This window comes from Azovibrio sp. (genome assembly GCF_049658005.1).
In the GTDB taxonomy this organism is placed as follows: Bacteria; Pseudomonadota; Gammaproteobacteria; order Burkholderiales; family Rhodocyclaceae; genus Azovibrio.
The window spans coordinates 1-22,379 of record NZ_JBASOH010000006.1; the positions used below are offsets into that span (position 1 = coordinate 1).

At 64.2% G+C, this 22,379-nt stretch carries 23 protein-coding genes and 1 pseudogene; 14 read left to right on the forward strand and 10 right to left on the reverse strand.

The genetic code is table 11. The features are described 5' to 3' along the window. Window positions 1–4: 4 nt before the first annotated feature. The 8 genes from WBH99_RS00330 (at window position 5) to WBH99_RS00365 (ending at window position 5,475) form a co-directional block, all read left to right on the forward strand. Window positions 5–166 carry a transposase gene (locus WBH99_RS00330; RefSeq protein WP_424218128.1) on the forward strand — a complete coding sequence of 54 codons (162 nt, stop codon included), beginning with the start codon at window positions 5–7 and terminating at the stop codon, window positions 164–166. Further along, the gene (rhuM, locus tag WBH99_RS00335) at window positions 129–461 is read left to right on the forward strand and encodes a RhuM family protein (protein WP_424218106.1); all 333 of its coding nucleotides are present in this window, start codon (window positions 129–131) and stop codon (window positions 459–461) included. The genes WBH99_RS00330 and rhuM overlap by 38 nt, the downstream gene beginning before the upstream one ends. A gap of 53 nt (window positions 462–514) precedes the next feature. Further along, window positions 515–1,150, forward strand: coding sequence for a DUF4124 domain-containing protein (locus WBH99_RS00340; RefSeq protein ID WP_424218107.1), 636 nt, complete (start codon window positions 515–517; stop codon window positions 1,148–1,150). A 200-nt stretch (window positions 1,151–1,350) separates the two neighbouring features. After that, entirely contained in the window at window positions 1,351–1,653 is a 303-nt protein-coding gene (locus WBH99_RS00345; protein WP_424218108.1) for an addiction module antidote protein, read from the forward strand. 367 nt (window positions 1,654–2,020) lie between these two features. After that, a complete protein-coding gene (locus WBH99_RS00350) occupies window positions 2,021–3,106 on the forward strand; it encodes an aldo/keto reductase (protein ID WP_424218109.1) in 1,086 nt (361 codons plus the stop codon). Window positions 3,107–3,263: 157 nt separating this feature from the next. Beyond that, window positions 3,264–4,166, forward strand: a complete 903-nt coding sequence (locus WBH99_RS00355; RefSeq protein WP_424218110.1) for an SDR family oxidoreductase — start codon at window positions 3,264–3,266, stop codon at window positions 4,164–4,166. A gap of 194 nt (window positions 4,167–4,360) precedes the next feature. Then, window positions 4,361–4,894 carry an acyloxyacyl hydrolase gene (locus WBH99_RS00360; protein WP_424218111.1) on the forward strand — a complete coding sequence of 178 codons (534 nt, stop codon included), beginning with the start codon at window positions 4,361–4,363 and terminating at the stop codon, window positions 4,892–4,894. 92 nt (window positions 4,895–4,986) lie between these two features. Continuing rightward, window positions 4,987–5,475 carry an adenylyltransferase/cytidyltransferase family protein gene (locus WBH99_RS00365; protein WP_424218112.1) on the forward strand — a complete coding sequence of 163 codons (489 nt, stop codon included), beginning with the start codon at window positions 4,987–4,989 and terminating at the stop codon, window positions 5,473–5,475. On the opposite strand, the gene mnmH is transcribed toward WBH99_RS00365, so the two are convergent. Next, on the reverse strand, window positions 5,472–6,533 hold the full coding sequence (mnmH, locus tag WBH99_RS00370; protein ID WP_424218113.1) for a tRNA 2-selenouridine(34) synthase MnmH: 1,062 nt from the start codon (window positions 6,531–6,533) through the stop codon (window positions 5,472–5,474). The genes WBH99_RS00365 and mnmH overlap by 4 nt on opposite strands. Before the next feature lie 69 nt (window positions 6,534–6,602). On the opposite strand from mnmH, the gene selD reads away from it, so the two are divergent. Beyond that, the gene (gene selD / locus WBH99_RS00375; RefSeq protein ID WP_424218114.1) at window positions 6,603–7,652 is read left to right on the forward strand and encodes a selenide, water dikinase SelD; all 1,050 of its coding nucleotides are present in this window, start codon (window positions 6,603–6,605) and stop codon (window positions 7,650–7,652) included. Between the two features lie 15 nt (window positions 7,653–7,667). Here the strand turns inward: selD and WBH99_RS00380 are convergent, their stop codons facing one another. Genes WBH99_RS00380 through WBH99_RS00390 form a run of 3 tightly spaced genes read right to left on the reverse strand, consistent with a single transcriptional unit; the run spans window position 7,668 to window position 8,489 of the window. Beyond that, window positions 7,668–7,826 carry a hypothetical protein gene (locus tag WBH99_RS00380; protein WP_424218115.1) on the reverse strand — a complete coding sequence of 53 codons (159 nt, stop codon included), beginning with the start codon at window positions 7,824–7,826 and terminating at the stop codon, window positions 7,668–7,670. 37 nt (window positions 7,827–7,863) lie between these two features. Continuing rightward, the gene (locus tag WBH99_RS00385) at window positions 7,864–8,145 is read right to left on the reverse strand and encodes an XRE family transcriptional regulator (protein ID WP_424218116.1); all 282 of its coding nucleotides are present in this window, start codon (window positions 8,143–8,145) and stop codon (window positions 7,864–7,866) included. Beyond that, window positions 8,142–8,489: a type II toxin-antitoxin system RelE/ParE family toxin gene (locus tag WBH99_RS00390; protein WP_424218117.1), complete on the reverse strand. Its 348-nt coding sequence runs from the start codon at window positions 8,487–8,489 to the stop codon at window positions 8,142–8,144. Before WBH99_RS00390 ends, WBH99_RS00385 begins: the two co-directional genes overlap by 4 nt. Before the next feature lie 53 nt (window positions 8,490–8,542). Between WBH99_RS00390 and WBH99_RS00395 the strand changes: the two are divergent. The 3 genes and pseudogenes from WBH99_RS00395 to WBH99_RS00405 all read left to right on the forward strand — a co-directional run. After that, window positions 8,543–9,170, forward strand: a pseudogene (locus WBH99_RS00395) (transposase); the annotation flags it as partial. A 492-nt stretch (window positions 9,171–9,662) separates the two neighbouring features. After that, a complete protein-coding gene (locus WBH99_RS00400; protein ID WP_424218118.1) occupies window positions 9,663–9,974 on the forward strand; it encodes a helix-turn-helix domain-containing protein in 312 nt (103 codons plus the stop codon). A 108-nt stretch (window positions 9,975–10,082) separates the two neighbouring features. Then, a complete protein-coding gene (locus tag WBH99_RS00405; RefSeq protein ID WP_424218119.1) occupies window positions 10,083–10,286 on the forward strand; it encodes a hypothetical protein in 204 nt (67 codons plus the stop codon). 13 nt (window positions 10,287–10,299) lie between these two features. Here the strand turns inward: WBH99_RS00405 and WBH99_RS00410 are convergent, their stop codons facing one another. Together WBH99_RS00410 and WBH99_RS00415 are read right to left on the reverse strand one after the other, a co-directional pair. After that, entirely contained in the window at window positions 10,300–13,800 is a 3,501-nt protein-coding gene (locus tag WBH99_RS00410; protein ID WP_424218120.1) for an EAL domain-containing protein, read from the reverse strand. 7 nt (window positions 13,801–13,807) lie between these two features. After that, window positions 13,808–15,661 (reverse strand): GGDEF domain-containing response regulator, encoded by a 1,854-nt coding sequence (locus tag WBH99_RS00415; RefSeq protein ID WP_424218121.1) that lies wholly within the window; start codon window positions 15,659–15,661, stop codon window positions 13,808–13,810. 165 nt (window positions 15,662–15,826) lie between these two features. Here WBH99_RS00415 and tkt point away from each other — a divergent pair, with 165 nt between their 5' ends. Together tkt and gap are read left to right on the forward strand one after the other, a co-directional pair. Further along, a complete protein-coding gene (gene tkt, locus WBH99_RS00420) occupies window positions 15,827–17,860 on the forward strand; it encodes a transketolase (protein WP_424218122.1) in 2,034 nt (677 codons plus the stop codon). 134 nt (window positions 17,861–17,994) lie between these two features. Beyond that, a complete protein-coding gene (gap, locus tag WBH99_RS00425; RefSeq protein ID WP_424218123.1) occupies window positions 17,995–19,023 on the forward strand; it encodes a type I glyceraldehyde-3-phosphate dehydrogenase in 1,029 nt (342 codons plus the stop codon). 108 nt (window positions 19,024–19,131) lie between these two features. Here gap and WBH99_RS00430 read toward each other — a convergent pair whose 3' ends face one another. From WBH99_RS00430 to WBH99_RS00445, 4 genes are all read right to left on the reverse strand, one after another. Continuing rightward, window positions 19,132–20,052, reverse strand: a complete 921-nt coding sequence (locus WBH99_RS00430) for a HipA domain-containing protein (RefSeq protein ID WP_424218124.1) — start codon at window positions 20,050–20,052, stop codon at window positions 19,132–19,134. 202 nt (window positions 20,053–20,254) lie between these two features. Then, window positions 20,255–20,452 carry a hypothetical protein gene (locus WBH99_RS00435; protein ID WP_424218125.1) on the reverse strand — a complete coding sequence of 66 codons (198 nt, stop codon included), beginning with the start codon at window positions 20,450–20,452 and terminating at the stop codon, window positions 20,255–20,257. Beyond that, window positions 20,442–21,455: a nucleotidyl transferase AbiEii/AbiGii toxin family protein gene (locus tag WBH99_RS00440; RefSeq protein ID WP_424218126.1), complete on the reverse strand. Its 1,014-nt coding sequence runs from the start codon at window positions 21,453–21,455 to the stop codon at window positions 20,442–20,444. The genes WBH99_RS00435 and WBH99_RS00440 overlap by 11 nt, the downstream gene beginning before the upstream one ends. Next, window positions 21,448–22,068 (reverse strand): DUF6088 family protein, encoded by a 621-nt coding sequence (locus WBH99_RS00445; protein WP_424218127.1) that lies wholly within the window; start codon window positions 22,066–22,068, stop codon window positions 21,448–21,450. Before WBH99_RS00445 ends, WBH99_RS00440 begins: the two co-directional genes overlap by 8 nt. Between the last annotated feature and the right edge of the window lie 311 nt (window positions 22,069–22,379).

The window sequence follows — 22,379 nt, forward strand, 5'->3', positions numbered from 1 at the left end:
CTACCTGCCGCCCTATAGCCCCGAACTGAACCTGATCGAAATCGTCTGGAAGCAAGCCAAATACCACTGGCGCGAGTTCGCCACTTGGTCGAAAGACACCTTCCGCGCCAAGGTCAGCGAACTCCTAGATGGCTTCGGGACTAAATTTCAAATCGGTTTCGCATGAATACTTAGCACACTACAACCTCGACATGGTGCTGGCCTTGGGCTACCGGGTACGTAGCCAGGCGGGCGTTCGCTACCGGAAGTGGGCAAGTGCCCAATTGAAAGAATACCTCGTCAAAGGCTTCGTGCTCGACGATGAGCACCTGAAAAACCCCGGCCAGGCACGAGACTACTTCGATGAACTGACCCGCCGCCTTCAGGATATCCGCACCAGCGAGCGTCGTTTTTATCAGAAAATCACCGACATCTACGCGACCAGCGTCGATTACGACTCGACCGCTACCATCCGGGTGTGAGAACACGGATTCAGGGTATATGAAATCCGAATCGACGGTGCCATAATTTCCGGATGAATACACGCCTCCTCTCCCTATTCGCCGCCGCCGTCCTGACTCTGCCCGCATCAGCCCAGGTCTATAAATGCAAGACGCCAACCGGCGGAACGCTGGTGTCTGACCGGCCCTGTGATGGGGCCAACAAGACGGTGGACGTTCGCCGGTCTGAGCCGGTTACCCTGGAGCAACAGATGCAGGCCGCCGAGGTGCAACAGCGCCGGCGCCAGCAGTTGGGGCAGATGGAGGCCGAGGAGTCCGCGCACCGGGCACGACTGGCGGAGCGAGAAGCGCAACGCGCCCCGGAGATTTCGCCCGAAATGGCCCGGCGCCGTCAGCAGCTTTGTGATGAGGCCAGCACCCCGATGAAAGGCTCTCAGGGTGGATTGACCGCTTCCCAGCGCTCAGTTCTCGCCAGTTGCGCCGGATTGAATGTCCCTGCCCCCGCCCCTGCTTCCATCCCCATCCCCGTCCCCATCATGCCTTCCGCTGCCCTGCCGCCTCCCCCTCCGAGCGTCATTACAAGCTGCGATCCAGGCGGGTGCTCGGACTCCAACGGGAATCGCTACAACGGAACAGCCGGCCAGGGGGCGTTTCACCGACAAGACGGCCGTTTCTGCCTGCACGTCGGCGACCAGATGCAGTGCAATTAAGCCTTTCCTCGCCTGGGCCGACATTTTCCGGAATCACGCCGACGACCCTGTACGTGGCCATCCGGCGGGAGGAAGCCAAGGGGCGATGGAAGCCTGCCCCTGTTGCGGCTCAACGGTGCCGACGGAGCGGATCAACCGGGCCGTGCTGAGGGTCACGAAGTAGCCTGTCCTGTCATCCATGATTGGCATGGCGGTAAGTCATGATTCACGTCATCCCATGTTCGATGATCATCCAGAGCGACGAATTCAAAGCATGGCACGATGACCTGCGCGACAATGTCGCCCGCGCCCGGATCGCGGCCCGAATCCGGCTTGCCGAGCACGGCAACCTAGGCGACATCGCCCGTGCACGCGGCATGAGCCAGCTCGCCCGAGAAACGGGCCTGTCCCGCGAACGGCTGTATCAGGCCCTGTCGGCCAAGGGCAGCCCGGAGTTCGGCACTATCATGAAGGTAATCCGCGCCTTGGGCCTGACGCTGCACGTGGAAATCGCTCGCGCTTGAGTACCCGAAAAACTCGTACCCGCTGCTGTACCCGTTGAAAACCGTATTGGCACAAGGCCTTGTTTCATGTGGGTTTCAGTTGGGCACTATCAGGTGCATCCCTGCCAGGGCGTCTGCTGCGCCGAGGTTCTGAAACCGGCCAGGGGGGCGTCGGGCAGGCGAGCCAGGGTCTTGCCGAGGGCGGTGGGCACTCGGGCCAGGGCAGGCGGGTTGGCAGGGCGCGATTGCGTGACTTGCCGGGGCTGGCCATAATGCTTCGCCAACGGCCGGCGGACTGGCGCGGACCATGGCGCCGCATGGCGCCCTTGCCGGGGCCAGCCTTGCAAGGCGCAAGATTTTCACCACCCACTCCAAAACGAGGCAAGACATGACGCAAGATAAGCTACCGCGATTCGATGCCGCACAGGGCCTGCGCTATCGCAAGCTCGGCAACTCGGGCCTGTTCGTCTCCGAACTGTGCCTGGGGGCCATGACCTTCGGTGGCGACGAGGGTATCTGGAGCCTGATCGGCAATTTGCAGCAGGAACAGGCCGACGAGCTGGTCCGAATCGCTCTTGAGGCCGGCATCAACTTCATCGATACCGCCAACATCTATGGCTATGGGGCCAGCGAGCGCATCGTCGGCCAGGCGCTCAAGAACCTCGGTGTGCGCCGCGAGGACATCGTGCTGGCCACCAAGGTGCTGGGGCCGATGGGCGAGGGCCCCAATGACCGCGGCGCCTCGCGCGGCCATATCCTGGCCCAGTGCAAGGCGAGCCTTGCCCGCCTGCAAACCGACTACATCGACCTCTACCAGATCCACGGCTTCGACCCAGCAACCCCGATCGAAGAAACCCTGGAGGCCTTGAACACCCTGGTGCAACAGGGCCATGTGCGCTATGTGGGGCTCTCCAACTGGGCCGCCTGGCAGGTGATGAAGGCGATCGGCATCACCCAGGCGCGCCACTTGTGCCCGATCACCTCGCTGCAGGCCTATTACACCCTGGTCGGTCGGGATCTGGAGCGGGATGTCGTTCCGATGCTCGAATCCGAAAAGCTCGGGCTGATGGTGTGGAGCCCGCTTGCCGGCGGCTATCTCTCCGGCAAATACGAAGGGCCGAACGTGTCCGAAGAAAACCGCCGCGCCCGCTTCGACTTTCCGCCCGTCAACCGGGAACGGGGCAGCCAGGTCATCGAGGTCATGCGCGGTATTGCTGCCGGCAAGCAAGTCGATGGCCAGCCCGTCAGCGTGGCCCAGATTGCCCTGGCGTGGCTGCTGCACCAAAAAGCCGTGACCAGCATCATCCTCGGCGCCAAGCGCCCCGAGCAGCTCAAGGACAATATCCGCGCCGCCCAGGTGCGCCTGTCGGCCGACGAACTCGCGGCCCTGGATGAGGCGAGCCGCCTGCCGCAGGAGTATCCGGGCTGGCAGCTCAAAAGGATGGCGCAGTATCGGGATCACATGAAGGCTTGATGCCCGTCCTGGGCCTTGCTCGGCTTTGTGCTCCGCTCTGCGGCCTGCCCGGCGCAGCCCCTTGTTCGCAGTCCCTTGTTCGCAGTCCCTTGTTTTTGAAACCCCGGCGCTTGAAGCTCACCCGCCTTCGATCGCCCATTCCTGACTGGAGGTGCTGATGTCGACCGATCCGCAAAACCTCGCCCTGACCGAACACCATGGCGTCTACCCGGCCATCGACCCGGCCTCGACCTTGAAAGGCAGCGCCGCCGGCAAGGTCCTCTTCATCACCGGCGCCTCACGCGGCATCGGCCGGGCCACGGCCTTGGCCTTTGCCGAGGCGGGCGCCAAGGCCGTCTATCTGACCGCCCGCTCACCTGCCGAACTCGAAGCGACGCGCGACCTCGTCCGGCAGGCGAATCCGCAGACCCAGTGCGCGTTTTCGCTCTGCGACGTGACGCGGGCGGAACAGGTCGAAGCGGCGGTGGCCGATTGCGTGCAGACATTCGGCGCCATCGACGTGGCCGATGCCAATGCCGGCTACCTGGCCCAGTGGACGAAGATCGGCGAGTCCGATCCGGCGAATTGGTGGCACACCTGGGAAGTGAATGTGCGCGGTGCCTACCACGTCATCCGCTTTTGCCTGCCGCACCTGATCGCCTCGGCCAGGAAATGGGCCGCCCAGGGCTCAAGCGGCGGCCACTTGATTCTGCTCTCCTCGATCGGCGCCCAGCGCCTGGCCCCGACCGCCTCGGACTATCAGACTTCGAAGCACGCGATCAACCGGCTGTGCGAATTCGTCCAGGTCGACCACGGCCAGGACGGCATCAAGTGTTTTGCCATCCATCCCGGCGGGGTGGCCACCGAACTCGGGCGGAATATGCCCAAGGACCGGCATGTGTACCTCACCGACAGCCCGGATCTCGCTGCCGGCTTCATCGTCTGGCTCGCCGCCGGCAAGGCGGATTGGGCCGCCGGGCGTTATCTGAGCGCCAATTGGGATGTGCAGGAGCTCACCGCGCAGAAGGACGAGATCCTGCGCAACGATCTCTTGGTGAACCGCCTGCGCACCCAGGTGTGACTGGGGCCGTGCCGTCCCGGGCTGCCGGTGTTCGAGGTCATGGCGGCCCGGCGTTCGCGCGCTTGCTATCCAGTCGTTATAAAATCCGCAAAAGCCAGAACCGGGCTGCCTGCCTCCGCGGCTTGCCCCGGGAGCTGCAGAAAGGGCCGCGGCTGGCGCATTCCGGTTGTTCTACAATGATGAAAGCATATCCAATGATGAAGACGACACTGCGGCGCACGGCCGTTGCCTGCTTGCTGGCCACACTGGGGGTGGCGAATCATGCTGTCCATGCGGATGAGTTCGGGGTGGCGGCGGGGGGCATGGATGGGTATCACAGCCTGTCCCTGAATTACCAGAAGGCGCCCTTCTGGGAGGGGACTCTGGCCGGGCATCCCGTCGATGTCAGCCTGGAATACTCGATCGGGGCGGTGCGGGCCCCGGATGATGGCGACTCGTCCCGCACGCTGGGGCGGATCGGCCTGACGCCTTTCGCCCGGTGGCGGTTTGCCTCGAACACCGGGATCGAATTCGGCATTGGCGCGAACGTGTTTTCGGGGACCCATCTTGGCGACAAGGAAATCTCGACGGCATTCCAGTTCAGCAGTGCGCTTGGCCTGTTCCATCGCCTGGAGGGTTCGCCTTGGGGGCTCGGGCTGCGTCTGACGCACTACTCCAATGCCGGCATCAAGGACCCCAATCCTGGCCAGAACTATTTACAACTGCGCGCCAGCTACGTTTTTCCCTGAGTTTTTCCCTGAGTTTGCCCCTGAGTTTGCCCCTGAGTTTGCCTTGTACACAGGGGCGAGGCCGGGTCCCCGCTTTTGAATCCGGAGTGACCATGAACTATCCTGCCCCCTCCTTCGAGGCCAAGATCTGCCCGCCGGAGCAACTGACGGCCCGGGCCGCCTTGCTGCCCCGGCCGCGGGTATTTACCAATGGCTGCTTCGACATCCTGCACCGCGGTCATGCCACCTATCTGGCCCAGGCCCGCGCCCTGGGGGCGAGCCTGATCGTGGCGCTCAATTCCGATGCCTCGGTGCGGCGCCAGGGCAAGGGGGAAGCGCGGCCCATCAACGCCCTGGAAGACCGGCTGGCGGTGATGGCGGCCCTGGAATGCGTCAGCCTCGTGACCTGGTTCGAGGCGGACACCCCCCTCGACGCCATCCTCGCCTGCCGGCCGGAGGTGCTGGTCAAGGGCGGCGACTGGCCGGTCGAGCGCATCGTCGGGGCCGCCGAGGTGCGTAGCTGGGGAGGGACGGTGCATTCCATTCCCTTCCTCCACCAGAAGTCCACCACCGCCCTCCTGGAAAAAATCCGCCGGCTTTAAGCGGCCGCCGTGCGGCGCGCCATGATCTGCCGCGCCAGCCTCTCCAGGGCGGCGGGCGAGAGATCGTCCGTATCGACATTGCCGAGACTGGGCGGATATTCGAAACTTGCCTGGCGGGAACGGCGGTACAGCGGGTCGTAATGGCGTTCCAGCAGTTCGGCCACCAGGACCTCCCAGTTGCGCGCCTGGGCCAGGGCTTGCCAGTGTTGCACCAACTCCCGGCCCAGATGGCCCTGCAGACCCTGCAGTCTTTCCTGGAGCCATTCCGGATGCTGCAGGAAGTAATCGTAATCCTGGCGCAGAAAGGCGATCCGGGCGGGCAGGCTGGCGCGGATTTCGACGCAGCGGCCCTGGCGCATGCGCTGGATCAGGGCGTCCGGCAGGTGCAGCCGGCCGATGCGGCGGCTTTCCGCCTCCACGAACACCGGGCGATCCGGGTCCAGGGCGGCCAGGACCTGCCACAACCGGCTCTCGAAGCTGCGCGGCGAGGGTTGCGGAGCATCGGGCAGACCGCCCAGTACCGAACCCTTGTGCATGGCCAGTTCCTCCAGGTCCAGCACCTGCCCGCCCAGGCGGGCGATGCTCTGGAGGATGCGGGTCTTGGCGCTGCCGGTGGCACCGCACAGGACATGAAAGTGGAGCGCCCGGGGCAAGGCATCCAGTTGTTCCAGCACCTGCCGGCGCCAGGCCTTGTAGCCGCCTTCGAGCCGGTCCGCCTGCCAGCCGATCTGGCGCAGGATGATCTGCATCGCGCCGCTACGCTGGCCGCCCCGCCAGCAATAGATGAGCGCTCGCCAGTGCGGGGGTTTGTCGGCCAGGGTTTCCTGCAGGTGCCGGGCGATGTTGATGGCGATCAGGGCGGCCCCCACTTTCTTCGCTGCGAAGGGCGAGACCTGCTTGTAGAGGGTGCCCACCCGCACCCGCTCCGCGTCGCTGAGCACCGGCAGGTTGATGGCGCCGGGGATGTGGTCGTCGGCAAACTCGGCCGGGGTGCGGACATCGATGATTTCCGGGTAGTCGGAAAGTTGTGCTACGGTGGCAAGCCCGGATGATTTCATGGTGGCGGAGCTGGGATCGAGGCCGCCATTTTACGGCCAGCCGCTGTTTCCATTTCAGATACCTGCAAGATGAACCCGATCAAACTGACTTCCTTTGCCCACGGCGGCGGCTGCGGCTGCAAGATCGCCCCCGCCATCTTGTCCCGCATCCTTGCCGCCACCCCGGCCGCCGTGCTTCCACCGCAGCTGCTGGTGGGCAGCGAATCTTCCGACGACGCGGCGGTGTACCGGCTCAATGACAGCCAGGCCCTGGTGGCCACCACCGACTTCTTCACCCCCATCGTCGATGACCCCGGCGATTTCGGCCGCATCGCCGCGACCAACGCCCTTTCCGACATCTATGCCATGGGCGGCACCCCGATCCTGGCCCTCGCCATCGTCGGTATGCCGCTCGACAAACTGCCCCTGGACGTGATCGAGCAGATCCTCGCCGGGGGCGCCTCGGTCTGCCAGGCGGCGGGCATTCCCATCGCCGGGGGACACTCCATCGACGTGCTGGAGCCCATTTACGGCCTGGTCGCCCTGGGCCTCGTGCATCCCGATCGGGTCAAGACGAATAGCGCCGCCCGGGCCGGGGACCTGTTGATCCTGGGCAAACCCCTGGGCATCGGCATTCTCTCCGCCGCCTTGAAGCAGGGGAAACTTTCGCCGGCCGGCTACGCCGAGATGCGGGCGCTCACCACCCAGCTCAACCGGGTGGGCAGCATCCTGGGCGAGATGGCGGCCGTGCATGCCATGACCGATGTCACCGGCTTCGGCCTGGCCGGCCACCTGCTGGAAATCTGCCGCGGCTCGCAGTTGGCGGCGGAGCTGCGTTTTGCCGACCTGCCCCTGATCGAAGAAGCCGTGGCCCATGTGCAGGCGGGCGTGGCCACCGGGGCTTCGAGCCGCAACTGGACGGGCTATGGACATGAACTGGCGCTGGCGCCGGAGATCGCGGATTGGCAGCAAAAACTGCTCACCGACCCGCAGACTTCCGGCGGCCTTTTGGTAGCCTGCGCGCCCGAGGCGGCAGATGCGGTGTTAAGGCTGTTCCAGCAGCAGGGTTTTGCCCGGGCGGCCGTCGTGGGGCGGTTGAAAGAACAAAGCGCGGGAGCCGCCCGGCTGCAGGTGAGCTGATCCGGCCGGGGCGGCTTAGTGGTGCTGCCCCGGCACCACGGCGGCGACCCGTTTTTCCCTCTTTTCATCCACTGCTTGCAGGGCCGATCGTGCTCGTTTCTTCAAATCATGGCGGCGACGAATCGTGCCGTCATCCCGCCGCCAGCGCCTCTCCGCCTCCGGCATCAGCAGCAAGGTCAGCGGCTAGCCTGCCCGCCACCTTGGTCATTTCTCATGTCGTCAGTTCGATACGCAGGTGCTTGCCCAGCGCTTTTGCGGCACGGGTGAGGGTCGTTAGCGTCAGGCTGGTATCGGTCTCATCCAGCAATCGGTTCAGCGCCGCCCGGCTGGTCTGCATCTTCTCAGCCAGTGCGGTCTTGGTCAGGTGCTGGGCTTTCATCTCTTGCGCGATCTGCCAGGCAACGACCCGCTTGATCGCTACGGCGGTGGTTTCTTCCAGTACCGCTTCTTCATCCAGGAAGTCATCGAAGCTGCTGCCGATGTGCTTGTTCATGAGGCGCTCCTGAGTTGTTGCAGACGCCGCTTGGCGACGTCGAGTTCTTCGGGGGGTGTGGCTTGGGACTTCTTGATGAAGCCGTGCAGTAACACCATCGTGTGGCCGACCACGGTGAACAGGACCCGGGCGATCCGGTCCATGAGGTGAATGCGGACCTCCCACAAGTCTTTGGCCAGTTTACGGACCAAGGGCATGCCCAGCGGCCAGCCGAACTGTACCGTCTTGATGTCGGCTCCGATCGCGCGCCGCTCGCTGGCCGGTAACGTCTTCAGCCATTCCCGCACAGGCTCATTGCCGCTGTCGGTGGCGAAGAAGCGGATATCCAGGATGGGCATGTTCATGCCTGTAAATGTACCAATGTTGGTACGTAAAAGCAATGAATGAACCTATTTCCAGCAGTTTTCACGCCAATGCCAGCCGACACCGTGCCCTGTCCCCTGGATACCTCGAGAAGATCGAAGCCCAGCTCAAGGCGGAAGTCCAGGAGATGCTGAGGCTGGCCGAAGCGGCCGACCAGTCTTCTGTTTCCGATGGGGTCAGCCTGCCCGACGAGATCAAGCGGCAGGAGGATCGGCTGGCCGCCATTGCCGCCATTGCCGCCGATGGTCGAGAAGGTGCGGGCATCACCGGCGGGGCTCAACCAACCGGAAATCCTGCGGGTCGACAGCGGCTACTTCAGCGAGAAGAACGTCGCGACCTGCGAGGTCGCCAAGATCACCCCGCTGATCGCGATGGGGCGCGAAGTACATCATCCGGATTGGCGGGAGCGCTTCGAAGAACCGGCACCGCTCACCGAGCTGGCCTGTCACGTCGAACAGATGCGGCACGCGCTCAAAACCAAGGCAGGACGTGCGCTCTATGCGCTACGCAAGCAGACCGTGGAACCGGTGTTCGGCATCATCAAGTCGGTGATGGGCTTTCGCCAATTCCTGTTGCGTGGCCTGGAAAATGTTCAGACCGAATGGACACTGGTGTACCTGGCGTGGAATTTGAAACGCATGGCCGCATTGCGTCCGCAGTAGCAGGAAATGCAGGAATTCGTGCGTCCATCGCCAGATTCCGCCACTTTCGAGCCGTTTCAGCCAGATTCCAGCCAGATTCCAGCCAGATTCCAGCCAGATTCCAGCGATTTCGTCGCCTCAAGCCCGACAGGCTGCTAGCCAAACCGGAAACCCAAGCCGGTCAACGAGTTACGGGAGGTTTGGTGGGCAGTTTCGGCACCGCCCCGCCACTTTCCCACCGTCAGTGGGGCAAAACCAGCTCCGAAAGTGGCCATCGGGGCATGAAAGCCAACAGGATTCGCCCGGTTGGGTCACCCACCCACTTCCCACCCCGCCGACGGATTGCTCCACCAAGATGGGTGAATCCGGCCGGTTAGCGGCCGGACATCGGACTTGCCAAGGCTGTGCGGTTGCGCGAAGTTAGCAAATTCGCTAACATTCAAGGCATGAACTGGACTGAAACCCCCGCCCGGGAATTGAAGACAGCCCGCAAGCGACTCAAGGAGGTCAAACATGCATAGTGAGCAATTCAAGCCGGTTCGCCTGGACACCAAGGCAGAGTTGGCACGCGCCATGCAGCGGCCGGGATTCAAGGCCGCATGGGAGGGATTGGAAGAGGAGTACGCCGCACTCAACGAGTTGCTGCAGGCCCGCAAGCAGGCGGGTCTGACCCAGGAGGAAGTCGCTGCTCGCATGGGCACGACCAAGAGCGCCGTGTCGCGCCTGGAAGCCTCGATCCGCAGCGAAAGCCATTCCCCCTCGTTCGCCACGCTGCGCAAGTACGCGCACGCCTGCGGCAAGCGTCTGGTGATCAAGATGGTCTGACCGACGCAAACCACGCCACCAAAACGTGGCCGTCACCCCGCCCGGGTGACGGCCATTTCGCAGGTTTTCAGTAGCGGGTTGGCGATGACTGCTTAACGTGGCGTCAGGTTGATTGCCTTTGACGGCCAGGAGATAGTCGGCGCCCTTGGCCTCGATTGGCTCAGCACGATTGGCTCAGCACGATTGGCTCAGCACGATTGGCTCAGCGATGGCGCGCTGAGGCTGTTCCAGCAGCAGGGTTTTGCCCGGGCGGTCGTCGTGGGGCGGTTGAAAGAACAAAGCGCGGGAGCCGCCCGGCTGCAGGTGAGCTGATCCGGCCGGGGCTTCAATCGTCCTGCCCCAGCACCACGGCGGCGACCAGTTGGTGCAGCAGGCTGACCAACTGGTCGCGGTTGCTGCGCAGTTGTTGGGCGTACTGCTCGGCGCTGGCCCGGTCATTGCGTTGCAGGGCGGCGATCATGGCCTGGCTGGACTGGTGTACCTGCCGATGGACGCTTGCGATGGCGATGAAGCTGGGGTTGGTGGCGTAGGGCGGCGTGTGTCGGTTGTTCTCGTACCAGCGGCCAAAGTTACAGTCATTTTCGTTGAGCGGCGGAAGGTGCGGCTGGCTGCCTGCCGGGCTCTGGAGCAGGGCCAGGACCTGGTCTGCCCAATGCCGGTGTTCCACTTCCATGAGCAGCAGGGGCAGGTGGGCGCGTTCCAGTTCCAGGCTGGCAGCTGTGGTCCAGGTCGGGTCCGGTTGCCAGTCGCGCACCCAGTCTGGCACGGCAGCGGCGGGCATGGGGCGGGCAATGCCGTAGCCCTGGGCCAGGTCGCAGCCCATGTGCAAGAGCATGATGCCGTGCGAGGTGCTCTCGACCCCTTCGGCGATGACCTGGCGGCGAAACACCTGGGCGAGGCCCACCACCCCTTCGACGATGGCCAGGTCTTCCGGATCGTGCAGCATGTCGCGCACGAAGCTTTGGTCCACCTTGAGCACGTCGGCGGGCAGGCGGCGCAGGTAGGAGAGCGAAGAGTAGCCGGTGCCGAAGTCGTCCAGGGCGATGCCCAGACCGAGTTGGCGGCAGGTGCCGAGCACCTGGGCCACTTCGTTGATGTCGGACAGGGCGGCGGATTCGAGCAGTTCGATTTCGAGTGCGCCTTTGGGCAGGGCGGGATAGGCCCGTAGCTGGGTGCTGAGATAGGGCAGGAATCCCGGTGAGAGCAGGTGCGGGCTGGCGATGTTGATGCTGACCGCCAGTTCCAGCTCCAGCTTGCGCCAGTCGCTGATCTGGGCCAGGGCGGTGACGATGACCCATTCGCCGATCTGGAGTTCCAGGTCGGTGTTTTCCACCAGGGGCAGGAACTCGCCGGGGGAGAGCAGGCCCCGTTCCGGATGGTTCCAGCGGATCAGGGCTTCCATGCCCAGTACCCGGCCCCGGCGCATGTCCACCTTGGGCTGGTAGTAGAGGCAGAACTCATCTTGTTCGAGGCCGCGGCGGATGCGCAGCAGGTTTTCCTGGCGGCGGCTGGATTCCAGCGCTTCTTCGATTTCAAACACGTGGAAACGATTGCGCCCGGCCTGCTTGGCCTGGTACATGGCCTGGTCGGCGTGACGTAGCAGCGCGTCCGGCTCCGAGTCGTCGTCGGGGAAAAAGGTCACGCCGATGCTGGCGGAAAGGGTGACGCTGACCTCGGCCAGGTGGCAGGGTTCGGCCAGTTGCTGCAGTATCTGCGCCAGGGTTTCCAGGTAGTCCTGGCGCTCGGCGCTGCCGCCCAGCACCATGGCGAACTCGTCGCCGCCCAGGCGGGCCACGGTGTCGGTCTCCCGCAGCGCCGAGAGCAGGCGGCGGCCGATGCGGGTCAGCAGCATGTCCCCGACATTGTGGCCATAGGTGTCATTGATGGGCTTGAAGCCGTCCAGGTCGAGATAGGCAACGGCGATCCGGGTATGTTCCTGGCGCGCCTGCGCCATGGCCATTTGCAGCCGGTCCGCCAGCAGGGTCCGGTTGGGCAGGTTGGTCAGGGGGTCGTAGTGGGCCAGCCGTTCGATTTTCTGCTGCTGCCGCTTGATGTCGGAAATGTCGGTGAACACGGCGATGTAGTGGGTGATGGTGCCTCGCTCGTCGGCCACGGCGGAGATGGAGAGCAGCTCCGGATAGGTTTCGCCGTTCTTGCGCTTGTTCCAGATTTCGCCCTGCCAGGTCCCTTCCCGCGCCAGGGCTTCCCACATGGTGGCGTAGAACACCGAGGGGTGGAGGCCCGAGCTGAGGATGCGGGGCGTCTGGCCCACGGCCTCGTCGTGGCTGAAGCCGGTGATGTGGCAGAAGCTGGGGTTCACTTCCAGGATGACGCCCTGGGTGTCGGTCAGGACGATGCCTTCCTGGGCATTGTCGAAGACGCTGGCGAGCAGGCGCAGGCGGTTTTCCTGGGACATGCGATTGCTGTCGTCCAGCAGGTAGCCGCGCATCCGGGTGATCGCTCCTTGCTCATCCGGCTCGGTGATGGTGATGTCGTTGATCCAGCGGATCTGTCCCTGGTCATCGCGGATGCGGTAGGTCTGCTGCCACTGGCTGCGGCCCTGGCGCAGGTAGTCGTGCACTTCGGCGTTGATCCGGGGCAGGTCTTCCGCCAGGATCAGGTCGCAGTAACGAAAGCCGGGCTGATGTAGCCGCTTTGCATCCACCCCCAGCACCCGGCTGGCCGAATCCGAGGCATGAAGAATCGGCCAGCCTTCGCTTGCCAGCCAGGTCATCACCACCACGGGGCCGCTGGAGAAAAGCCGCTGTTCGCCTTCGAGTTCGCGCAGATAGGCCTGGTTGTGGCGCATCTGTTCCTTTAGTTGCAGGTTGAGGCGGCTCATGCGCCAGAGCAGCAGGGCGAGGATGGCCAGGGCCAGGCCGACGGTAGTGAGCAGCCAGAGACTGTAATGTTTCCAGAGGTCGCCCAGGGTCAGGCGGTGCTGGTCGTAGGGCGGCAGTTCCAGGTCTTCCAGCAATTCCCGCAGGGGTTCGTAATCGCCGGACAGGGTCCAGCCCCGGTAGTGGGCGGCCAGCGCCGCGGGATGGTCGGCAGGCTGGGCCAAGAGGGCGCGGGCCACGGCTTTTTGCAGGGCTTCGGGCACCTGGGCGCGGGCGGCGAAGGGCCATTCCGGGTAGAGCCGGGTGGAGAGGGCCAGGGGAAAGCCGGGTTCCTGACGTGGGGCCAGCACCTTCAGTTGTCCGGGTTTCAACTTGCCTTCTTGCAGCATGGTTTCGAGCAGCCCGGTGCGCACGAAGGCGGCGTCGGCCCGGCCTTCCAGGAGGGCGGCGATGGCGCGGTCCTGGGGCGGGCCGGTAAAGAACAGCCGGGCCTCATGGTGGATGTCGATGCCGGCTTTGAGGAGCAGATGGGCCTGGGCCTGGTAGGCGCCCAGCGAGCCGATGTCGACGGCGGCCAGGCGCTTACCCTTCAGGTCGGCCAGACGGTTCAGGTCGGTGCGCCGGGCGTCCACCAGGATGACGCCGCCGAAGCGGCCGCCGGCTTCGCCCGGACCTACCAGGGTGGCCAGGCGGGTCATCGGTTCGCGCTGGTGCAGTTCGATGTAGAAGGTGGGCTGGACCACGACGAAATCCGGGTTCAGGCCGGCGAAATCCTGCTGCAGCTCGGGCAGGCTCAGGGCCACGACCCGGAAGCGCTGGCCGGGAATGACCTGGTTCAGATAGTCGGCAGTCGGCTGCCAGCGCCGCTCGGTCTCGGCCTTGTCCCGGAAGGCCAGGACGGCGATCAGCGCTACATCGGACGCCAGGGCCGGCAGGGCGGTCGCCAGGGTCAGCAGCAGGCAGGAGAGGATATGCCGCAGTCCCATGCTGGCCTCAGGCGGTTCCCAGAGGGGGGCTGTTTTCCAGGGCATCGAGCAGGGCATCCTCATTGGCCATGGCGTCCTCCAGTGCGCAAAGCCGTATCTGGGGCTGGGCGCCGACGGGTTCGCACTGCTTTTTCACCAGGGCGGCCATGCGCTGGGCGGCGACCAGGGCCTGGGAGGCCGGGGTGGCGGGGCAGGTGATGAGGAAGCTGCGATCCCCGTAACGGCAGATGCGGTCGGCAGGACGCAGCCCGGCGCTCAGCATCTGGGCGATCTGGATGAGCAGCTTGTCCCCGGCCATCCGCCCCAGCCGGTGGTTGATCGGCCCCAGGGAGGGCAGGGTGATCAGGATGCAGTGCAGGGGCTTTTGCGCCTGCCGGGCCTGGCTCACGGCCTGGTGCAGCAGGGCGATGCCTTGCTGGCGGTGGGGCAGGCCGGTGAGGGGGTCGCTGTGCGCCATGTCCTGCAGGCGGCGGTGGGTGGCGGCGAAGTCGGCGGCGCAGCACTGGAAGTTGATCCGGTCCCGCTCGATCTCATTGCGCAGGGTGATGACGCGCCGGGCGGCGCGCAGCCGGGCGGCGAGCACCCGGGGTTTGAGCGGCTTGGTGATGAAGTCGTCCACCCCGGCGGCGAAGGCCTCGACCAGCTTGTCGTCGTCGGAGAGTTGGGTGAGCAGCAGGATGAACAGGGTCTTGCCGGTCTCGGTCTGGCGCAGGCGGCGGGTCAGTTCCAGGCCGTCGATGCCGGGCATCAGCCAGTCGGATACCACGATGTCGAAGGGCTGGCGAGTGGCGATTTCCAGGGCGATGGCCCCATCGGGCGCCGCGCTGACCTCGAAACCGAGTTGTTCCAGCAGCGCACGCAGGAAGTCGCGCAGGCTGCCCTCGTCATCGACCACCAGGGCTCGCAGTTTTTCCTTGTCGCCGGTTTCCAGCATGGGGTCGCCGCCGCTCGGGTTGAGGGCGGGGGGCTGGGCCATCTGCGCGAAGGGCGGGAGGTTGCCGGCGGGCACCGCGAACAGTGCGGCCCAGTCCTGCCAGTCGGCCACGACCCGGTCCACCAGATCCGGCAGGCCTTCGGGACTCATCGACAGGCGGGCGCCCTGCATCAACAGCCCGGCTACCAGGCCGCGCCGCCCGGATTCTTCCGTCTGACAGACTTCGACGATGGCCGAGGCCAGGTGGATGGCATGGAGCAGACTCCAGGCGCGGCAGCCTTCCCGGAACGGGGCCGCCTCGGGCTGATCCAGCCAGGCCACCGGGTCGGTCAGCACCGGAGGCAGCCCCCAGTCCGCCAGCATGGCGCTGGAGAGCTCGCTGCGGGTCTGGCCGAACAGGGATTTTTCCTGGGCGGCGCGGGCGTCGGCCGGGAGTGTCAGGATAAGCCCGTAGCTTTCCGGCATGCCGCTGGCCAGGGCCAGGTCGCCGATCCTGGCCAGGAGCCCCAGGCTGAAGGCTTCTTCCACGGGAATGACCCGTATTTCCTGACAGATGGCTTGCAAGGCCAGCCCCCGGAGCAGGGCGCCGGACCAGTAACGCGGATAGTCGAAGGCCTGGCAGGGCCCCTGGCGATGGTCGCTGAGCAGGCAGAAACCCAGAGCCAGGCCGCGCACGGCAGAAAAGCCCAGCAGCCGTATTGCATCGCGCAGGGCGACCACCGGCCGCTGACCCACGGGGCGCATCGCATTGGCCGCCTTGAGGAGCCGGCCGGTCAGCACCGGGTCGGCTGAAATGGCGTGGGCCAGGGCATCGAGACTGGAGTTTTCCTGCTGGGTCAGGCGCAGCACTTCCAGGGCCGGTCCCCGAGGGGAGGGAAGCTTGTCTTCGGCCTGAAGTCGCTGGTGCAGTGAGGTGTGATGGGTCATGTGGGGTTCCCTGGCCGCCATCTTACCAAAGTGGGGGAAGGGTTGCCTCACGGGGGCAGCGCAAGATGGGCGGGAATGTGGGCGGGAATGCCGCGTTTCCCTACCCAAAAAGGGCGGTTTTCGACGATAATCCAGCCCTTTCCATCGCCCGGCTACAGGTTTTTCATGAGCGCTAGTTCCCTGCAGGTTTCCTTCAATCCCTTGACGGGCGCCATCCGCGCCCTGGCCATGGACGCGGTGCAAAAGGCCAATTCCGGCCACCCGGGCGCCCCCATGGGCATGGCGGAAATCGCCGAGGTGCTGTGGCGCCGCCACCTGAAGCACAATCCGGCCAACCCCCAGTGGGCCGACCGGGACCGCTTCGTGCTCTCCAACGGCCACGGCTCGATGTTGCTCTATGCGCTGTTGCACCTCACGGGCTACGCCGTTTCCATCGACGACCTCAAGAATTTTCGCCAGTTCGGCTCGCCCACCCCGGGCCACCCGGAAGTCGGCCATACCCCAGGGGTCGAGACCACCACCGGGCCGCTCGGCCAGGGTATCGGCAACGCCGTGGGCTTTGCCCTGGCCGAGAAGGTGCTGGCCGCCGAGTTCAATCGCCCCGGCCACACGGTGGTCGACCATTACACCTATGTCTTCCTGGGCGATGGCTGCCTGATGGAAGGGATCTCCCACGAGGTCTGCTCCCTCGCCGGCACCCTGGGTCTGGGCAAGCTGATTGCTTTTTACGACGATAACGGCATCTCCATCGATGGGGAGGTGCAAGGCTGGTTTACCGACGCTACCCCGAAGCGTTTCGAATCCTACGGCTGGCAGGTGATCCCCGCCGTAAACGGTCATGATGCCGCCGCCGTGGAAGCCGCCCTCAAGGCCGCCCAGGCCGAGACCGACAGGCCCACCCTGATCTGCTGCAAGACCGTGATCGGCATGGGGGCCCCCAACAAGGCCGGCAGCCACGATTGCCACGGCGCGCCCCTGGGCGCCGAGGAAGTGGCCGCCGCGCGGGCCATGATCGGCTGGGAATACCCCCCCTTTGAAATCCCCGCCGAGGTCTATGCCGCCTGGGATGCCCGAGGCAAGGGGGCTGCGGCCGAAAGCGAATGGGCCGGCCGCTTTGCCGCCTACCGGAGCACCTTTCCCGAGCTGGCCGCCGAATTCGAACGCCGCGTGATCCGTAACGAACTGCCCGCCCACTGGAACGAACGGGTGGCCGCCTTTGTCGCCGCCTGTAAGGAGAAGGCGGAGAACATCGCCACCCGCAAGGCCAGCCAGAACGCCATCGCCGCCTATCTGCCCAGTCTGCCCGAGCTGTTTGGCGGCTCCGCCGACCTGGCCGCCTCCAACCTGACCTTCGTCAAGGGCAGCAAGGGCGTCACCCGAAACGAGGGCGGCAACTACTGTTTTTACGGCGTGCGCGAGTTCGGCATGACCGCAATCGCCAACGGCATCGCCCTGCATCGCGGCCTCTTGCCCTACACCGCCACCTTCCTGGTGTTCTCCGATTACGCCCGTAGCGCCATCCGCATGGCGGCGCTGATGAAGGTCCGTCAGATCATGGTCTATACCCATGATTCCATCGGCCTGGGCGAGGACGGCCCCACCCACCAGCCGGTGGAGCACATCCCCAGCCTGCGCCTCATTCCCAACCTCGACCTGTGGCGCCCCTGCGATGCCACCGAGACTGCCGTGGCCTGGGCCGCCGCCATCGAACGCGGGGTCAGCGCCCCGGCCGGTCCCACCGTGCTCGCCCTCTCCCGCCAGAACCTGCCCACGGTCACCGGCGCGATTGCCGCCGAGACCATAAGAAAGGGCGGCTACATCCTCTCCGATGTCGAAAGTCCCCAGGCCGTGCTGATTGCCACCGGCTCCGAAGTGCAGCTCGCCCTCGATGCCCAGGCCGCCCTGGCCCAGGAGGGCATCGCCGTGCGCGTCGTCTCCATGCCCTGCACCAGCGTCTTCGACCGGCAGGGCAAGGATTATCAGCTTGCGGTGCTGGGCCGGCATGTGCGCCGCATCGCCATCGAAGCCGCGCACGGCGATTATTGGCACAAATACGTGGGCTTGCACGGGGCGGTGATCGGCATTCAGGAATTCGGGGCCTCCGCCCCCGCCGGCCGGCTCTTCGAGCATTACGGCTTTACCGTCGCCCATGTGGTCGATACCGTCAAGGCCGGCCTCACCGACAAGGCGGGCTCTTGAAGCGCTCCCGTCGCAATCGCCCCCGCGCCTGCCGGGCCGCAGGGTGTTGCCCGGCAACAGGGTCTTGCCCGGCAACGCCAGGGCGAGGCCCAGGTTTTTTGCTGTACTGAACAACTCATCGAGGAGAGAAAGACATGGCTATCAAGGTCGCCATCAATGGTTTCGGTCGCATCGGCCGCTGCACCCTGCGCGCCCTCTACGAACAGGGCCTGCAGCACGAATTTGACGTGGTTGCCATCAACGCTTCCGGCGATCTCGCCACCAATGCCCACCTGCTCAAGTACGACACCACCCATGGCCGCTTCGCCACTCCGGTGCAAACCGAAGGGGAAGACTGCCTCATCCTTGATGGCAAGAAGATTCCCTTCTATTCCACCAAGGACCCCAAGGGCGTGAACTGGGGCCGGCACGGCGTGGACGTCCTGCTCGAATGCACCGGCGCCTACACCACCAAGGCCAAGGCCCAGGCCCTGCTCGACCAGGGCGCCCGGCGGGTGCTGATCTCCGCGCCCGGCGGCGACGATGTCGATGCCACCATCGTCGTGGGCGTCAATGAAGGGGTGCTGAGCCAGGCCATGACCGTGGTCTCGAACGCTTCTTGCACCACCAACTGCCTCGCCCCCGTGGCCAAGGTGCTGTCCGAGGCCATCGGCATCAAGTCCGGCCTGATGACCACCGTGCATGCCTACACCAACGACCAGGTGACCGTGGACGTGCGCCACAAGGACCTGCGCCGTGCCCGCGCCGCCGCCGCCAACATCATCCCCACCAAGACCGGGGCCGCCAAGGCCGTGGGGCTGGTGCTGCCCCAACTGGCGGGCAAGTTCGACGGCTTTGCCCTGCGCGTGCCGACCCTCAACGTCTCCCTGGTGGACCTCACCTTCATCCCCGGGCGTGCCACCTCCAAGGAAGAGATCAATGAACTGATGACCCAGGCCGCCCAAGGCCCCCTGCGGGGCATCCTGGCCGTCAATACCGAGCCCCTCGTGTCTTCCGACTTCAACCACACCACCGTGTCTTCCACCTTCGATGCGACGCAAACCCGGGTCCTCGAGGCGGAAGACGGTTCCACCCTGGTGAAGGTGCTGGCCTGGTATGACAACGAGTGGGGCTACTCCTGCCGCATGCTGGATGCCGCCCGCGCCTGGATGGCTGCGAAGTAAGCCGGGTTTTCGCCCAGCCCAAACCGCCTGTGGCCGCCGGGCGACGCTGATCGGCGGTATTCGGCGGTATTCGGCGGTATTCGGCGGTATTCGTGCATGCCACGTGGCTCACGCGGATGGTTCAGTCTCTTCCTCCATGTCAGCGGCAGATGTACTGAGCCTTCGTGCTGTCAGGGCAGAGCGTTGCTCGATCAAGGTCACGATCTGCTTAACCACGCCATGGCCGGTGAAGCCCCGTTTGGGGGCTGACTGCAGTTTTCGCGCGGGAGTCGGCATCGACTTTGCCAAGGCCAGGTTCCGCTTTCTGGCCTGAGCTTTGCCGAGGCCAACGGCTTCCAGGAACGGCTCCCAGTGCCGCGCCTGAACTTCGCTGAACGGGTACTGGCTGCCAATCGTCATCACCATCTTGGCCGTCAAGGTCGGATAGAGCGCCGCGAAAAGCACGTCGTATAAAGGCGCCAGGACGGCCGACTTGCCCGCGTACACCAGCGAGAAATTCTTGGCGTGCGCGTCGTGATGGCCGATCAAGGCGTTGAAGATCCCATAGTCGAGCATACGCAGGATGTGCGGTGCGCTGGGGCGTGTGACACGCCGAACCAGGTCGAAACATTGCGCCAGATCCGGGCCGCCTTCGTGCTGGTATTTCATTTCCGGAACCACGCCCAGAGCCTGGCAAAAGTCCTCTTGATGCAGGCGCTGCCGTAGGCCTTGTGCATCGGCCACCCGGTCGTAGCGCTCGACCAGCAAGAACTGTCGCCCCAGCACGGAACGTACCTGCGACTTGGCCGACTTGGCCGGCTTGGCCTCAGCCAGCGCCAGACAGAAGCCTTCGTTGGTCACCGTGTCCGCCAGGGTACGGATGGCTGGCTTCAGGATATGCGAACTGGGGGATATGCGAACTGGGCGTTCCATTTCTTGATAGCCCGATCCGGGCGCCATCGAAGACCACGGGCATTTTGTCTTGAGCGCCCGCCAGTGAGAGCCGCAGGCCATCCCTGCCGGCCAACATCGGCCGATGCGGCAGTTCATCGAGGATGGCCTCTTCGTCGCTCAGCCACAGAACGTCGTGGCCATGCTCGGGACTGGACCGCGGCTGCCCTGGCTCCAGTAAGGTCACGGCCCTGGCGCACTCCCCGCCGATGGGGGTATGGAGATCATCACTGGTCTTCTTTCCCGCTCGGGAAAACGTCGGCCAGTTTCAAGAAGCAAGAAGGATCATTGGAGTCTGACCCTATTGTTCTGAGCGCAGGAAGATCCGGCCTGGATCAATGGAGTTCGGCCCTTTTGAACCTTCTTTTGAACCTTCTTTTGAACCTTTGTACCGCTGAATGCCAGTCTCCAACAAGGCCAGAAAACCCTGGATTTCAGGGGCGTCGACCTGCGAGCTGCCCACATCGACACCGATGGGACTGATCAAATCAGCACTCATTGATAGCTGTTTCCAGGGCGCGAAGGCGATCGACGATGGCATCGAAAGTTGGCGGCTCACCGATGAACATGCCAGCGCCGATCATGCCCTGAAAGTCATCACTGAGGGCGGCCAGCACGGCATCTTCCGGAATGAGCCTTAGCTGTCCCAGCAGGCAAGCGTCGTAGTTGGCGTAGCTCGCGTTGTAGAAGACCTTCTTGTGTTTCACCACGTCCGCCAGCAGGGCGCGATCCTCGATGGCGGCCAGGCCATGATCACGGTCGGCCAACTTGGCCAAGTCATACCAGTGACGCGACAGACGCTCGGCACTGGCGCAAAACTCGTTACGCTGACATTCGACATGCATCAACGTCGCTTTTTCCCAGAATGTACGGGCTGGGGACAAGACGCTCACGGTTGAGTGTGGAAACGCCAGGCCAGTTACATGCGGTGCGATATCTGGCTCGACGTTGTGTTCAGCATTCGGCTCGGTGATGTTGCGCCCCCCGAACTCGATCAGGACACTGTTGCCCAGATAGTCACCCGGTTTTTCCTGCACACTTGGGTAATGCAGGCGCATCTGCTCGCCGTTCTCGCTGAGTTCGAGCCGGAACGCAGCGGCGTCGCTATCAAACTCAGCCACCAGAATCTTCTGGATGTGCGGCACCACGACATCGAAGGTATGGTCGCGCACGAAAGATTTGAGGTCCGCGCTGAATTTCTTCAACCTCGTCTTGGACACCCCTTCAGCAAATGGATCAAAAGAGCCGTCGAGCCCCCGGTAGTCGAGCGTGATATCCACATCCTCGGAAAAACGGGCAATGGCATTAAATACCTTGGACAGGGAAGTGCTGCCTTTGAATGCCATGGGCAGCCGACCGGGCATGGTGAACAGGGCCTGCAGCACCCAGCAGACCCACACATCCTTTTCCAGCACCACTGGCGATCGCGCCATTTGCGCTGCCAGCGCCCGATAGATCTGAGACTGCTCATGGGCATCAAGGTGCAAGAAGGATTCAGGCATCAGCAGCCGTCCGTTCGTTGCAAAAGATGGCGTCGCTCATCCACGCTGGCATCGAGGAAGTCGCCGACTTGAGAACCTCGAATTCGCTTGCCCCCAGCTTGCGTCGAATCTTCTCGACAAGGGCAGGTGTCACTTCCGTTTTGCCGAGGTACCACATAGCGGAAAGGGCAAGGCCCGCCGGTCGGCCAGCCAGGGCCAGCTTGCGTTGGCAAACGTGCTGCAGACGAATTTCCATCTTGCCCACGCGGATTCGCTTCGATGGACCAGAGGTCAGGAAGACCGATTGCGTTGGAACCTGCGTAGTCAGCTCAAGACGACGGGCCGCTTCCGCACCGTGAACCTGAATGCTGGCTCCCGTGGTCTTGGCAACGGCTTCGGCTACCTTCAATGGATCAGGCATCACCTTGCTGACAAAACGACTGATCTCGGGGCGAACGAAGACACCGCGCGTCACACGTTCGATCACCCCCGCCTTGACCAGGCGCGACAGGTTCTGATCAATGGACGCACGAGTGCCGCACTCCAGAAGCACTGTCGGGGTAAAAGGCTCCCCCACCGGCATCTTCTCGATGCGCTGGCGAATCAGCTCGGCAGTATTGCGGGTCATTACCATGTTGGAAAATATGGTCGAGTTTCTGACAAACCGCAAGTGCCGCTACCTGCCGAGGATGATTCGTATCGCCTTTGCTTACCAATCCAAAAAAACAACCGCTTGATCAATCAATGCACAAGCCGTTGATTTACATAGCTCGAGTGCCCTGGGGGTCACATGCCTTGGGGGTCAGGCTCGATTGATACGCCCATTTCAAGGGCTCCCAAGCACATGCCCGTTGACCGTCATGCCATACAACGAGTCGTCGGTGTCGTGGTACTTTTTACGGGTCTCGGCAACCGAACCGGTAAAGCGCGGGTCTTGCGGGCGTT